This window comes from Paenibacillus arenilitoris (genome assembly GCF_014705655.1).
Classification (GTDB): Bacteria; Bacillota; Bacilli; order Paenibacillales; family Paenibacillaceae; genus Pristimantibacillus; species Pristimantibacillus arenilitoris.
The window spans coordinates 115,476-129,752 of the sequence record NZ_JACXIY010000018.1 but is presented as its reverse complement, the minus strand read 5'-3'; the positions used below and the strand labels follow the sequence as shown (position 1 = coordinate 129,752).

The following is a 14,277-nucleotide window of genomic DNA, read 5'->3' as shown; positions in this document are numbered from 1 at the left end:
CCGTGTTGAAAAATCGATTGCGGGTCGCCGCCTTATCCCTTCTGCTTGCGGCATCGGCGCTATCCGGCTGCTCCTCCGGCGAAGACGGCCGGCAGGATGATGCGCCGTACGCCGCCGCCTTGGCGGACCAAAACCGAGAAGCCGCCGCGCCGGATCCGTCGCTTCGCAAGCCGGACGCGTCCGCGGTACCGCGGATCGACGGCCTTGCGCCGGTGCTGGAAAACGACAGCCTGCTCCTGTACATCAGCAAAGAGACGGCCGAAATCGCGGTGACGGATAAGGCAAGCGGGCAGATGTGGCGCTCGAATCCGGACAGCGCCGGCGATCAGCTGGCATCGCCTTATTTGAAGGGAAAGCTGTCGGCGCAGCTGTCCTTCGTCTATTTGACGCAGAGCGGGCAGAACAAAGATTACGACAGCTTCAACGACAGCGTCAAGCATGGCCGGTTCGAAATCAAGGAATCCGATCGCGACGTATCCGTGACCTATACGTTCGGCAACCCGGATAAAGGGCTCGAATCGATTCCGCTGAAGGTGAGCAAGGAACGGTTCGAGGAGCGTCTGCTCGCGAGGCTGACGGATCCCGCCGATCAAGAGCAGCTGAAGATCCGCTACAAATTCGTCGAAGAGCAGAACGTCTACGAACGGCGGGAAATTCCGAAAGCGGTCGTAGGGCGGCTGCTATCGCTGTTCGAGAAGGTCGGCTATACGGAGGAGGACTTGGCGATCGACAACGGGGAAGGCGGGGAAGGATCCGATCCCGAGGCGGCGGCCAATCCGAAATTTTCGGCGACGCTGCGTTATACGCTGGACGGCGGGGATTTGATCGCTTCGGTCGACGCGGCGACCATCACGGAGGATACGCCGCCCTATCGCGTCCATTCGATCAGCCTGCTCGAAAACTTCGGGGCAGCCGGCCTGACGGACGAAGGATACATTCTCCTGCCGGACGGCTCGGGCGCGCTGATCCCGTTCAACAGCGGGAATGTCCAGGCTCAGCCGATTCTGATCCCGATCTACGGCGAAGACGGCGCGATCTACGTCAGGGAGAGATTCGGCCCGATCGAGCCGAGCCGGCTGCCGGTATTCGGAATGAAGAAGAACGATGCCGCGTTCCTTGCCGTCATCGAGGAAGGAGCGGCGCTTGCGAGGCTGTCCGCCGATATTAGCGGACGCCTTCACGAGTTCAACACGGCTTCGGCTCAGTTCGTCATCCTGCCCAAGGACGAGGTCCGGCTCAGCAACAACGAAATTATGCACAAAACGCCGCAGAACGCCTACCGGGGCGAGCTGCGCATCCGCTACTCCTTCCTGAGCGGCCGGCAGGCCGATTACTCCGGGATGGCGGCTCGCTACCGTTCGTATCTGGAGCGGACGCAAGGCATGGAGAAGCAAGCCCCGGAAGGGGAGATGCCGTTCTATCTGGAGCTGACCGGCAGCATTCCGAAGAAGAAAAACGTGCTCGGCTTCCCTTACGAGGCGCTTGTCCCGCTCACCGATCTGAACGAAGCGGGGAGCGTCGTCGACCGGCTGCTCGCGGGAGGAGCGAAGAACGTGCGGCTCCAATACAAGGGCTGGTTCAACGGCGGCCTGAACCATAAGCTCGCTTACGGCATCGACATGGACGGCGTCGTCGGCAGCCGCGGCGAGTGGGCGCGGCTCGCGGATAAGCTGAAGGAGAGCGGCGGCGGCTTCTATCCGGACGCGGCGTTCCTGCGGGTATACGACGATTCCGCAAGCTTCAGGCCGACCAAGGACGCGGCGCAGCATATTTCCCGGAGATACGCGAAAATTTACGAGTTCGACCGGGCGGCTTTCTTCCGCGACAACAGCCGGCTCTCGCATTATTTGCTCGCGCCGAGGAAGCTTGAAACCGTTGTATCCGGCTTCCTGCGCGATTACGGCAAGCTGAATCCGGGCGCGATCTCGCTCCGCGATCTCGGCTCGGAGCTGTACTCGGATTTCCGGCGGAACGGGGAAGTGACGCGCGAGGACGCGAAGAATACCGTAACCGGGCAGCTGGCGCGCCTTGCCGAAGCGGCGCCCGATATGATGCTGAGCGGCGGAAACGCCTATTCGCTGCCTTACGCCTCGCATATCGTTGGCGTGCCGGAGACGAGCAACGGCTATCAGCTTGCCGGCGAATCCGTCCCATTCCTGCAGATGGTGCTTCACGGCTTCGTCGATTACGCGGGCAAACCGTATAACCTGGCCGACGAGCAGGACGTGGGTATGAGCGTGCTGAGGTCGCTGGAGACGGGAGCGAGCGTTTATTTCAGCTGGTTCTACGAAGAGCCTTCCGCGCTCAAGGATACCCGGTTCAGCTATTTGTATTCGAACCATTACGAGGCGTGGATGGAGGAGGCGCTGACGGCCTACGGCGAAGTGAACGAGGTGCTGCGGAAAACGCGGGGCCGCTACATCGAGCGACACGAGAAGCTTGCCGACGGCGTGTATCGAACCGAGTACGAGAACGGGCTCGCGATCATCGTCAATTACGGCGGGGAAGCGTATTCCGCGGGGGGCGTCACGGTGCAGCCGAACGATTACTACGTGGAGGGAGGCTAAAGCATGGCGAAGGGGCGGTCGCTCGGTTTATCTCGTAAGAAGCAGCTTTACGGCGTCTTGTTCGTAACCCCCTGGCTGCTCGGATTCGTGCTGCTCATGGCGATTCCGTTCTTCCAGTCGCTGCAGTTCAGCTTCCATAAGCTGACCCTGAACTCGGAAGGCTACTCGCTGCAATACGTAGGGCTCGAAAACTACCACAATATTTTTTTCGTCGACGCGTGGTACGTCCGGACGCTGACCGACGCGGTCATCGCGATGGTGCTGGACGTGCCGCTGATCATCTTCTTCAGCTTGTTCACGGCAACGCTGCTTGCCCAGAAGTTCAGGGGAAGGATGCTTGCCCGGGCCATCATTTTCCTGCCCGTCGTGCTGGCCTCCGGCGTGATCGCCAAGCTGGACAACGGCAATTTTCTGGCGCAGATGATCGGCGCCGCGTCGACCGATCTCGAAGGCAACTATTCGGGCCTTCGCAGCATCGAACTGAGGCCGCTTCTTCTCGAGGCGGGCCTCGGCATCAATATCGTCGACTACTTGACGGGCGCGGTCGACCGCATTTATCAAATCATCAGCTCATCGGGCGTGCAAATTCTAATTTTCCTCGCCGGCCTGCAGTCGATCTCGCCTTCGCTGTACGAGGCCGCGAAGATGGAAGGGGCGACGGGCTACGAAGCGTTCTGGAAAATTACGTTTCCGATGATTTCGCCTCTCATTCTAACGAACGTCGTCTATACGATCATCGATTCCTTCTATGACAACGGCATGACGCAGATGATCCAGGACGCCGCGTTCGGCAGGCTCGACTTCGGCGTCAGCTCCGCCATGTCGTGGATCTACTTCCTCGTCATCTCGGTCATATTGGCGATTTCCACCTATTGGATCTCGAAGCGCGTCTTCTATTACGACTAAGAAAGGAGGAAAGGAATATGGATACGTCGCCCAAACCATCGAAACGACGTTCGCCATCCGCCGCGGCGCAGGCGGCGGCGCGCTGGTACGATACGCACGCTCCGCTCGAGAAAGCGAAGCGCTGGCTATGGATTTTTATCCGCACCGTGCTGATCGTCGGCATTTGCTTCATTATTTTGTATCCGATCCTGACGAAGCTGTCGATCGCCCTCCGCGACAAGCAGGATATGTTCGACGCGACGGTCGTATGGCTGCCGAGGCATTTCACCCTGGATAACATCAAGACGGTCATGGACTATTTGAAGTACCCCGAATCGGTGACCAATACGCTGCTGCTTAGCCTCGGGACGGCGCTGCTCCAATTCGCCTCGTGCGCGCTGGCCGGTTACGGCTTCGCGAGGCTGAAGTTTTGGGGAAGCGGCATTTTGTTCGGCATCGTCATCTTCACGATCGTCGTTCCGCCGCAGACGATCATGGTGCCGACCTACCTGCATTACCGGTTTTTCGACATATTCGGCCTGTTCCGCCTGTTCACGGGCAAGGACGGCGTCAATTTGCTGGAGAGCTTCTGGCCGTTCTTCATCTCGTCGGGTCTTGCCATGGGGCTCAAGAACGGGCTTTACATTTATATATTCCGCCAGTTTTTTCGCTCGCTGCCGAAGGATTTGGAGGAAGCCGCGTACGTGGACGGGGCGGGCGTTCCCGGCACGTTTCTCCGGGTCATGCTGCCGAACGCGGTGCCGGCCATCGCGACGGTCGTCCTGTTCTCTTTCATCTGGCAGTGGAACGACAGCTATTTCGTCAATTTGTTCGCGCCGAATTACACGCTGCTTGCGAGAATGCTCGATTTGCTGCCGGGAACGGTGCGCCCGGAATACGTCGGAGGCATCTCCCATACTTCGCTATATTTGAACACGGGGACGCTGCTCGGCATATTGCCGATTTTCATCCTGTATTTATTCGCGCAAAAGTATTTCGTCGAGAGCGTCGAGCGTACCGGACTCGTGGGATGACGGCTTGCCGGGGCGACAGGACAAACGATGGAGGAGTGCTGCAATGAAATATGCCGTAGGGGTAGATATCGGAGGGACCAAAATTCAGTTCGCGCTGGTCGACGAACAAGGCCGAATCGCGAGAGGTGACGTCGTCGCTACCGAGGCTGCGCGGGGAGCCGAGGGCGTCATGCAGACCGTCGTCGAAGGCATCGACCGGGTGATCGGCGATGGCTGCGCCAGGATCGAGGGCATCGGCATCGGAAGCGCGGGACAGATCGATTTCCGGACGGGAGAGGTATCGTTCGCGGTGGATACGCTCCCCGGCTGGACCGGAACGCCGATCAAGCAAATCGTCGAGCGGCGGTTCGGCCTTCCCGCCTATGTCGATAACGACGTCAACGCGGCGGCCGTCGCGGAGAAATGCTTCGGCGCGGGCAGGCAGCTGGACCACTTCGTCTGCCTGGCGCTCGGAACCGGAATCGGCGGGGCGATCGTGGAATCGGGCAGGCTTCTTCGCGGAGCTTCCGGCGGAGCGGGAGAGCTCGGCCACGTTTCGGTCGACTTCAACGGGCCGCGCTGCAGCTGCGGCAATTACGGCTGCGTCGAGCTGTACGCTTCCGGTCCCGGCATCGCCCGGCTTGCGCGCGAGACGCTTGCCGCGCAGGGGACTGCCGCGGAAGCCGGGCTCGGCGCGAAGGAGGTGCTCGCGGACTGGTCCGGGGGTGCGGCTTACGCGGCGCTGGTCATGGACCGCGTCATCCGGGCGCTCGCTTCGGCCGTAGCCGGGATCATTCATGCCTTCAACCCGCAAGCGGTCATTATCGGCGGCGGAGTCTCAGGGGCCGGGGACGCGTTCTTCGCGGCGCTTGCGAAGGAGGCGGCGGCAAGGACGTCGCCGAGCATGCGCGGCGATTGCCGGATCGTTCCGGCCGGCGTAGGCGCGAACGCCGGCGTCATCGGGGCCGCGGCTCAAGTGTGGCATTACGGTCCGGACGCTGCAGCCAGTCGGGTGGCGCTATGACCCGTCCGTTGATCGCAAGCTTAAGGGGCGGGTTCATCGTTTCCTGCCAGGCGCTGGAGAACGAGCCGCTGCACGGCCCGGAAATGATGGCCGCGATGGCTTCCGCGGCGGAAGCGGGCGGCGCTTCGGCAATTCGGGCGAATACGCCGCAGGACATAGCTTTTATTAAAAAGAAGTGCAAAGTTCCCGTCATCGGGCTGTACAAGAAGCATTACCCCGACAGCGACGTATACATTACGCCGACGCTACGCGAGGTGAGCGAGGTCGTCCGCGCCGGCGCTGACATCGTGGCGATCGACAGCACCGCTATGGCGCGGCCGGGCAACGAGAAGCTGGAGCGGCTGATCGCCGGCGTCAAGGAGAACTTCCCGGATACGCCGATCATGGCGGATATCTCGACTTTCGATGAAGGCTTGGAGGCGATGAAGCTCGGCGCCGACGTCGTCTCCACGACGATGTCCGGCTATACGCCTTACAGTCCGCAGCTCGCGGGGCCGGACTTCGAGCTGATCGGCAAGCTTGCGGCGCTCGGGCGCGCGCCGGTATTCGCGGAAGGCCGAATATGGACGGTCGAGGAATGCCTCCGCTGTTACGAGGCCGGCGCGCACGCCGTCGTGATCGGAACGGCGATTACGAGGCCGCAGGAGATCGTCCGGCGCTTCGTTACGCGCCTTAAGGTCAAGGCGCAAAGCTAGCGTTCAGGGGAGGGATGCCGATGGAGGGGACGTGAAGCCGCACGCCGATGCGGCGTGCGCAACCGATCCGTCGAGGCGGGACGTCTACGATCGGATCCATTCGTTCATAAAGGGGAGAAGGCTTAAATGAGCAAAGTTAAGGTCGGCGTAATCGGAGCAGGTTCGATATCGGACATTCATCTCAGTTCCTATGCGCGCAATCCGGAGGTTGACATCTACGCGATATGCGATTTGAACGAAGAACGGGCAAGGACGAAAGCCGCGGCGTACGGCGCGGAGAAGACGTTCGCCGATTACCGCGAGCTGCTGGCCGATCCCGCCATCGATGCCGTGAGCATCTGCACGTGGAACAATTCGCATGCCGAAATCAGCATCGCGGCCGCGGAAGCCGGGAAGCACGTGCTTGTCGAGAAGCCGCTTTGCAAAACGGTGGAAGAAGCGGAGAAGGTGAAGCAGGCGGCGCTGCGGAGCGGCAAGGTGCTGCAGGTCGGCTTCGTCAGACGTTACGGGGCGAACACGGCGCTTTTAAGGCGGTTCATCGAAGCGGGGGAGCTCGGCGACATTTATTACGCCAAGGCAAGCTGTCTTCGTCGGCTCGGCAACCCCGGCGGCTGGTTCTCGGATAAGGAAAGATCGGGCGGCGGCCCGTTGATCGACCTCGGCGTGCACATCATCGATTTGTGCTGGTATTTGATGGGCAAGCCGAAGGTGAGGTCGATTAGCGGCAACGCCTACAATCGGCTCGGCAACCGCGCCAACATTAACAATCTGTCGTTCTATAAGGCGTCGGATTACGATTCGGCCAAAAACACGGTCGAGGATCTCGCCAATGCGATCATTCGCTTCAACAACGGGGCTTCCCTCGTCGTGGACGTCAGCTTTACGCTGCATGCGAAGCAGGATGAAATGACGGTCAAATTGTTCGGCGACAAGGGCGGGGCGGAAATCGAGCCCGGGCTGTTCATCGTTTCCGAGCAGCACGACACCATTCTCAACGTTACGCCCCAGGTCGACCAGCTCGGGTTTGACTTCGCAAGCGGCTTCCAAAGCGAGATCAACCACTTCATCGACAGCTGCCTCGGCAGGAAGGAGACGCTCAGTCCCGTCGAGGACGGTCTCGAGGTCATGAAGATGCTTTGCGGCATCTATGAATCCGCCGAGAAGAAACGGGAAATTTATTTCGACTAGCGCCCGTCGCGCACGGGTCCATCCTGCCCCAGCGTCAAATCGACTTCGAACATGCGGTTCCAGGGGAGATCGGCGCTTAAGCCGTCTGCCGCGCCGCCGGCCGCTTCGCCCAGGAAGTCGGTGCAGAAACGGCGAAGCTTATCGGTGACGAGCTGCGACACCCGCTCCCGGATATGGCCGATTTGGAAGTAGTTGCCTCCGAGCTCGGGCAAATGAGCGGCGATCTGCTGGCGCGCGAGCGTCTGATAGCCCCAGTCCTCGATGAACCGGTATAGCCGGAAACGATCGCTCATCGCGTCGCTGTGGGCGGGACGGGAAGGAGACCTGCGGTAATAGGAAGCGACGATGGCGTGCGAAACGACGGTGCCGAGCGTGTTCCCGGACGTGTTCCAGCCGGCGTACGCCGTCAGCCGCCGCAGCAGGTTCTTCTTCGCGAGCAGCTGCATGAGCGCATGATCCGCGCCGTTGCAGGACGCGACGTCGGCAAGCGCGACGAGATGCCCTCTGCGGGACAGCGCGTCCAGCGCCGTTACGAATTCCGCCGTATGCACCTCGGAATAATAGGCGCGGTGGCGTCTGGCGAACGGATTGGGCGATTCGGCGACGTCCTGCTGGGAGACGGGCGGCGAGTGGACCATCAGCACGAAGTCGGCCGTATGGGCGCTGTCGCCCATGAAGGCGCCTCCCGCGTTCAAGTGGGATTTGACGCTCTCGTTCAGGCTGCGGTCTTCGTATTTCGGAATGATGGCCGGCCCCCGCGTCGAAGAGTAGCGGACGCACGCTTCGGGCTGATATTGCTTCACTTCGCAGAACACTTTGGCGAACAGAATGCAGCCGACTTCGTCGGCGCCGGGATGGATGAGCACGCGGTCCATCAGGTTGCCGCGCTCGACGGCGAAGAGCAGGTTCCGCTGCTCCATCGGACTGAAGCCGTATTCGGCGTTGTCGTCGAGCGGAATGATCAATTGGTCGATGACGCCTTCCTTCACGAATTCGATTGCAAGCTCGTTGATCCGGGCATTCGTCGCGCGCCGCCGGAGGAAGTCGCCAAGTACCTCCTGCGGGATGCGGGCGAGCAGACGCTCCCGCTCCAGCCGTTCCTCTTCGCCGGGCGGCGCGGCGGCTTGTTTGTCCTCCAGCCAGCCGTACCTGCATATCGCTTGCCCGTAATGCTCGTAGTAGTCGGGTTCTTCGTCGCTGCTGTCGTACGCCGGCGCCCGCATGATGAGGCTGAAGGCATAAATGCGGAGCGCCGGATTGCGCCGCTTCAATTCCTTCAGTACCGACAGCCGCGCGGCGCATTCCGCATACGGCAGCTGGTGCAGGCGCGAAGGCACGATGCCGCCATATACGAGCATATCGGCCGAGACGATCAGGTAGTCTGCTCTTTCCGCCTCCGCGGACAGCCAGCGAGCGAGCCCCTCGAACGCGGCGGGCCGTTTCTTGGCGCCGAGCAGCGCTGCCGGCGGCGCGACCAGCGCAAGGTCGGTGATGGCGGCAATCATCTTCGGATACTTCGCGTTGCATGGACGTTCGTCTAGCGGCAAGTAAACGATTTTACTCATGCGATGACCTCCATATTGGAAAGATGATGAATGATTTCTATTATACAGCAATACGATAGTCAGGAATATTTTTTTATTTATCGATAATATCACGGAACTATTTTTTATTTGCCGGTTATCCAGACGGAAAAGCCGGGAAAGGAGGAGCTTCGATTGTCTATTTGGTTCCAAGGCGTGGGAAGCTCCCTGAGCCGGCCGTTTTATGGCCCGAGCATCCAGATCGATCCTTCGTTTCCTTATTACGGAGGGCGGACGCCGGATAGCATCGCCGAAGAAATCGAGCTCGCGGGCTTCAGGAGCGTCCATTATTTCGTCGTGAACGAGCACGTCATTCAAGAGAAGCTTATCGATGCCTTTCACCGGAGGGGGATGCCGGTATGGGCGATGGCGATCGGCAACGGCACATTCTCGACCGACCGGTTTCCGAGCGATTGGCCTTCTTGGAAGATGAGGCTGCTGAAGGAAACGAACGACGGCTTCGAGCGGCTGTCGCCGTTCAGCGTACGGTATGTGGCGTGGAAAAAAGCGGCGCTTGCCCGGCTGGCGGCGGAGTACCCGTTCGACGGCATCGAGATCGCGGAGCCGTACTTTCCGGAGTGGGGCGGCATAAAGCGAGGCGTATACGGCGACGTCGGCCCGCTCGCGCAAGCGGCATTCCGCGATAGGCACGGTCTCGAGATGCCCGACTTCGTCAACGCCGGCTCGCCGGACTATTATTTGCGAAGCGTGGAGACGTACCGCAAATGGGTCGATTTCCGCGTCGAGGCGGTGAACGGCTTCCTGGACGAGCTCATTAACGGGAGAGGAGGCGTCCGGGAGGCGAGGCCGGGCATCGCCGTCGCCACATGGTCGCTGGCGATCGACGCCGGGCCGGACAGCATTCGGCGCCTGCGGGAGGAGCAAGGGCTCGACGCCGCCGCGATGGTCGCCCGCGTGAGACCGGATATGCACGTGCTGCAAACGCATTGGCCGGACTGGACGCGGGCGGATCTTCCGGCGGATTACGTGACGCGCTATCAACCGTTCATCGACGAGCTGCGAGCGCAATTCCCGGATCTGCCCTTATCGGTGCAAGCCGATATCGGCTCGGCCAGGCATATGGTCAAAGGGGGGCGCTGGCTGAGCGGATTCAGCGAGACGGCATCGAAGCTCGGCTTCTCGTCATGGACGGCGTACGAGTATCATACCGGCGGCTATATGTACGAAGAGAAGCCGGCGCCGCTCGGCTGCACCCGCCCATCGAAGGAAGAGATCGTCGTGACCTTCAACAAACGGATCGACGAGCGGTCGGCGGCAAGCGCCGGCAACTATCGGGTGATGGACGACGGTCGCCTTGTCCCGGTGCGATGGGACGCGATCGAGGTGGACGGCAACCGTCTCCGTCTCCGCTCGGGACAGCTGCCGCCGAAGCCGCTGCAAATCGAGCTGCGAGGGATCCGGGACGCGCCGGACAAATGGCTGTTCAAGGAGAAGCGCGCGAATACGATCTCGGCCGGAACGACATGTCCGGTTCCGGGAACGGATGAATAGGGAACGCGGGGAAGCGGCAAGGCCAAGTTCGAACGATAACATTTCGGGGAGCGTGAAGGCGTTGAACGTTAGTCTAAGCATGTGGAGCGTGCATAAATATTGGTATGACGGCACGTGGGACACGGTCGATTTTCTCGGATTCGCGGCCGAAGCGGGCGCTAGCGGGGTGGAGCTGCTCAGCTGCTTCTGGAAGGACAAGGAACGGGACATTCCCCGGATTGACGAGGCGCTTGCCCGATACGGGCTCAAGGTCGCCTGCTTCTGCGCGTGCAACAATTTCATCGCGGCGGACGAAAGGGAGCGCGAGGCGCAGGTGAAGGAGGTGACGGACGCGGTCGATGCCGCGGTTCACTTCGGAGCGAAGGTCGTTCGCGTGTTCTCGGGCGATGTTCACGGCGATTCGATCTCCTACGAGCAAGGGCTGGCCTACGTCATCGACGGCCTCAGCCGGGCCGCCGAATACGCGGAGCGGAAGGGAGTCGTTCTATGTCTGGAAAACCACGGGCTGTTCGCCGGACGAAGCGACCAGGTGAACGCCATTATTGAACAGGTTGGTTCGAATGCGCTCCGCAGCACGTTCGATACCGGCAATTTCCTGCTCGTCGGCCAAAGCCCGCGCGACGCCGTCGACGAGCTGAAGCACTTTGCCCAGCATGTGCACGTCAAAGATTTTGCGAAGGCGGAGGAAGGCACGAGGGGGGCGGTAATCAGGGGGCTTACGGGAGAGCTGTTTCTCGGCAAAATCGCCGGCGAAGGCGAAGTCGATCTGGCCTATATTTTCTCGAAGCTGAAGGAAGCGGGTTACGGCGGCTGGCTGTCGGTCGAATTCGAAGGCGACGAGGAGCCGAAGCTCGGATCGCTTAAGGCATTGGCCCATGTCGAGAAGCTCGTTGCCGCTTTGTAGAAGAGAGGAGACATGACGAAGATTGGACATCCATTTTCTCGGAACGGCTGCCGCGGAAGGCTTTCCCGCCTTGTTTTGCCGCTGCGCGCATTGCCGGAAAGCCCGGCGGCTGGGCGGACGCAACGTCCGGACCCGAAGCTCCGCCATCGTCGACGGCGTGCTGAAGATCGATTTTCCGCCCGATACGCTTCTTCACGTGCTGCGCGACGGCATCGATCTGGCGCTGGTGAGCGATTTGTTTATTACGCATACGCACATGGACCATCTCCGCGCGGAGGATTTGGCCATGCGGCTTCCCGTGTTCGCCCACGGGCTGGATGGGCCGCTTCGCGTGTACGGCCATGACGCCGTCGTCCGGAAATGCAGAGAGGCGGTGGGAAGGCCGGATCCGGAGCGGCTCGCGATCAGCCGCATCTCGCCGTTCCAGACCGTCGACACGGGCACCGCGAAAGTGACTGCGCTGCCGGCCAATCACGACCAGGACGAAACCTGCCTCCTTTATCTGATCGAGAAGGACGGCAAGCGCGTCTTCTACGGTCACGATACGGGCCTGCTGCCCGAGGAGACGTGGGAGCGACTGGAGACAACGAGTCTGGACGCGGCGATATTGGATTGCACGAACGGCAATTTGCCGTTTACGGGAGGCCATCTCAACATCGAAGCGGTGATCGGCATTCGCGACCGGTTGGCGAAGGCCGGCGCGCTGTGCGGCAACAGCAAAGTCGTCGCGACTCATTTTTCCCATAACATCGGCCTGCAGCATGACGACTTGACGCGGATTTTGGGTACCGAGCACATTATCGCCGCTTATGACGGGATGGTTTTGACGATTTGACGGAATAGGGAGGAGGCAGGGGTTATGAAAGCTTCCGCGTACCACTATTTGCAATACGAGGGCCACTTCGCGATCGAGAGGCAGCAAGGAATCGACGAGGGGCGAGCGCTGAGCGAAGCGATCGAGGCCCATTACGGACGGCTAGCGGCCATGACGCCTGGCGATCCGGAACGGGAAGCGCTGGCGGCGGAATACCTTGACGAAATGAGAAACATGCCGATGCGTCCGGATTATCCGTTCGCCGAGCCCTCGGACCTTGCGGGCATCCGGGCCGAAAGGCCGCCCGCGGCGAAGCTTGCCGCCCCGCTGCCGGCAGGACCGGCGCTCGAAGATAAGCTGTACGGGGCGTGGCTCGGACGCTCGGCGGGCTGCCTGCTCGGGCAGCCGATCGAAGGCTGGCGCAGGGAGCGGATCGCCGGATTGCTCGGGGAGACGGACAATTATCCGATCCGGCGTTATTTGTCGTCCGCGATCGACCGCGGCATCGCCGACAAATACGGCGTCAAGGACGAAGGCGGTTCATACGGCAATCCGTGCGTAAGCTGGATCAATAACGTGAGGCACATGGTAGAAGACGACGACATGAACTACACGATCATCGCGCTCGCCGTTCTCGAAAAATACGGCGAGTCGTTCACCCCGGACGACGTTGCCGAGGCTTGGCTCACCTGGCTGCCCGCCCTTCGTACCTGCACGGCTGAAAGAATCGCCTATCGAAATCTGATGAACGGCATCGACCCGCCGCGCTCTGCCGGTTACCGGAACGCATACCGCGAATGGATCGGCGCGCAGATCAGGGCGGACTTCTACGGCTATATCAATCCGGGCGACGCGGAGCTGGCCGCGGAGATGGCTTGGCGCGACGCGTCGATATCCCACGAGAAGAACGGGATATACGGCGCGATGTGGGTCGCCGCCATGCTGGCGGCCGCGGCCGTCACGAACGACATGGAGGAGGTCATTCTGGCCGGACTTGGGCAAATTCCAGCGGCATCCCGGCTCTCCGCGGAAATTCGCACGGTGCTGCATTGGCGCCGCGAAGAGGTCGTCCACGAAGAAGCGATCGACCGGATTCACCGGAAATACGACGAGGGCGATCCCCATCATTGGTGCCATACGATTTCGAACGCGATGATCGTGGCGGTCTCGCTGCTGTACGGCGGCGGCGATCTCGAGCGAACGATCGGCATGGCCGCCGCCGCCGGCTTCGACACGGATTGCAACGCGGCGACGTCGGGCTCCGTCGTCGGGATGCAGCTGGGCGCCGAAGCGCTGCCGGAGGCGTGGGTTCAACCGCTGAACGATCTGATTCTATCCGGCGTCGACGGCTTCGGGCTGACGCCGATCTCGCAGCTTGCGAAGCGGACGTGCGAGCTCGCGGCGCGCGGCGGTGCATAGGGGATAACCGACTAGCACCGCCGCTTCTATTCGTCATTTGCCGACCTCGGGAATCTCCGGAACGGAGTATTTGATTTAATTTCAAAAATCGAAATTAAGAGAGAAAGAAGGAGACAAAAAGGGGATTTAGTTTCAAAATTTGAAACTATACCGGTGAATATCGGGCTATAAAGCTTAAAGAGTACGTTTAATTTCAAATATTGAAACTAAATCGGGGATGTGTTGAAGTGAGAATGATTTAGTTGCATTTTTTGAAATTAGCAATGTCGTATCGCGGGAGAGCGAGCGAAAAGAGAGGAGTGGCGAAGGCCGTAAGTAAAGTAACAAAAGGAGCTGCCACTATGATCAAGCATGACCTTTATTCGACAGCCCCTATTTTTTACTCTTTGGTCTTAAAGTGAACGACCGCGCTGAAATGCATCTTTTCGGTCTTCGGATTGAACGCGGCCTGGTGGCTGACGCCGTGCACGTCGAGCAGCAGCGCTTTGTTGATTTCAATCTGCCTCTCGATCATTTGCTCCAGCGTCTTTACATCATGCGCTTCAAAAAATTCAATCTTCGTATCGATTAAATCCAAACGAAATTCCATAAGCTCTACTCCCATGTCAGTTTATCGGAACGAGCCTATTATACAACGGAGTCCGGCATGCCGTGAATCTTCCGCCCGCTTTTT

The 14,277-nt window shown here is 60.4% G+C and carries 12 protein-coding genes; 10 read left to right on the top strand and 2 right to left on the bottom strand.

Annotated features, from left to right (window positions below):
- Positions 1–2 precede the first annotated feature (2 nt).
- The 6 genes from IDH41_RS16475 to IDH41_RS16450 all read left to right on the top strand — a co-directional run bounded on the left by IDH41_RS16475 (position 3) and on the right by IDH41_RS16450 (position 7,372).
- Complete coding sequence (locus IDH41_RS16475) at positions 3–2,567, top strand: DUF5696 domain-containing protein (RefSeq protein WP_190862894.1); 2,565 nt, start codon at positions 3–5, stop codon at positions 2,565–2,567.
- 3 nt (positions 2,568–2,570) lie between these two features.
- Positions 2,571–3,473 (top strand): carbohydrate ABC transporter permease, encoded by a 903-nt coding sequence (locus IDH41_RS16470; protein WP_190862892.1) that lies wholly within the window; start codon positions 2,571–2,573, stop codon positions 3,471–3,473.
- A gap of 17 nt (positions 3,474–3,490) precedes the next feature.
- Positions 3,491–4,486, top strand: a complete 996-nt coding sequence (locus IDH41_RS16465) for a carbohydrate ABC transporter permease (RefSeq protein ID WP_190862890.1) — start codon at positions 3,491–3,493, stop codon at positions 4,484–4,486.
- 43 nt (positions 4,487–4,529) lie between these two features.
- The gene (locus IDH41_RS16460) at positions 4,530–5,489 is read left to right on the top strand and encodes an ROK family protein (protein ID WP_190862888.1); all 960 of its coding nucleotides are present in this window, start codon (positions 4,530–4,532) and stop codon (positions 5,487–5,489) included.
- Entirely contained in the window at positions 5,486–6,184 is a 699-nt protein-coding gene (locus IDH41_RS16455) for an N-acetylmannosamine-6-phosphate 2-epimerase (protein WP_190862886.1), read from the top strand. Before IDH41_RS16460 ends, IDH41_RS16455 begins: the two co-directional genes overlap by 4 nt.
- Before the next feature lie 126 nt (positions 6,185–6,310).
- Positions 6,311–7,372: a Gfo/Idh/MocA family protein gene (locus tag IDH41_RS16450; RefSeq protein WP_190862884.1), complete on the top strand. Its 1,062-nt coding sequence runs from the start codon at positions 6,311–6,313 to the stop codon at positions 7,370–7,372.
- Here the strand turns inward: IDH41_RS16450 and IDH41_RS16445 are convergent.
- Complete coding sequence (locus IDH41_RS16445) at positions 7,369–8,937, bottom strand: DUF4127 family protein (protein WP_190862882.1); 1,569 nt, start codon at positions 8,935–8,937, stop codon at positions 7,369–7,371. The genes IDH41_RS16450 and IDH41_RS16445 overlap by 4 nt on opposite strands.
- A gap of 153 nt (positions 8,938–9,090) precedes the next feature.
- Between IDH41_RS16445 and IDH41_RS16440 the strand changes: the two genes are divergently transcribed.
- The 4 genes from IDH41_RS16440 to IDH41_RS16425 are packed head-to-tail and all read left to right on the top strand — an operon-like array spanning position 9,091 to position 13,604.
- Positions 9,091–10,467, top strand: a complete 1,377-nt coding sequence (locus IDH41_RS16440; protein WP_223829786.1) for an N-acyl-D-glucosamine 2-epimerase — start codon at positions 9,091–9,093, stop codon at positions 10,465–10,467.
- A 52-nt stretch (positions 10,468–10,519) separates the two neighbouring features.
- Entirely contained in the window at positions 10,520–11,371 is an 852-nt protein-coding gene (locus IDH41_RS16435; RefSeq protein WP_397328082.1) for a sugar phosphate isomerase/epimerase family protein, read from the top strand.
- 22 nt (positions 11,372–11,393) lie between these two features.
- Positions 11,394–12,206: an MBL fold metallo-hydrolase gene (locus IDH41_RS16430; protein ID WP_190862878.1), complete on the top strand. Its 813-nt coding sequence runs from the start codon at positions 11,394–11,396 to the stop codon at positions 12,204–12,206.
- A 24-nt stretch (positions 12,207–12,230) separates the two neighbouring features.
- Positions 12,231–13,604 carry an ADP-ribosylglycohydrolase family protein gene (locus tag IDH41_RS16425; RefSeq protein ID WP_190862876.1) on the top strand — a complete coding sequence of 458 codons (1,374 nt, stop codon included), beginning with the start codon at positions 12,231–12,233 and terminating at the stop codon, positions 13,602–13,604.
- A 379-nt stretch (positions 13,605–13,983) separates the two neighbouring features.
- Here IDH41_RS16425 and IDH41_RS16420 read toward each other — a convergent pair whose 3' ends face one another.
- The gene (locus IDH41_RS16420) at positions 13,984–14,193 is read right to left on the bottom strand and encodes a DUF2536 family protein (RefSeq protein ID WP_190862874.1); all 210 of its coding nucleotides are present in this window, start codon (positions 14,191–14,193) and stop codon (positions 13,984–13,986) included.
- Between the last annotated feature and the right edge of the window lie 84 nt (positions 14,194–14,277).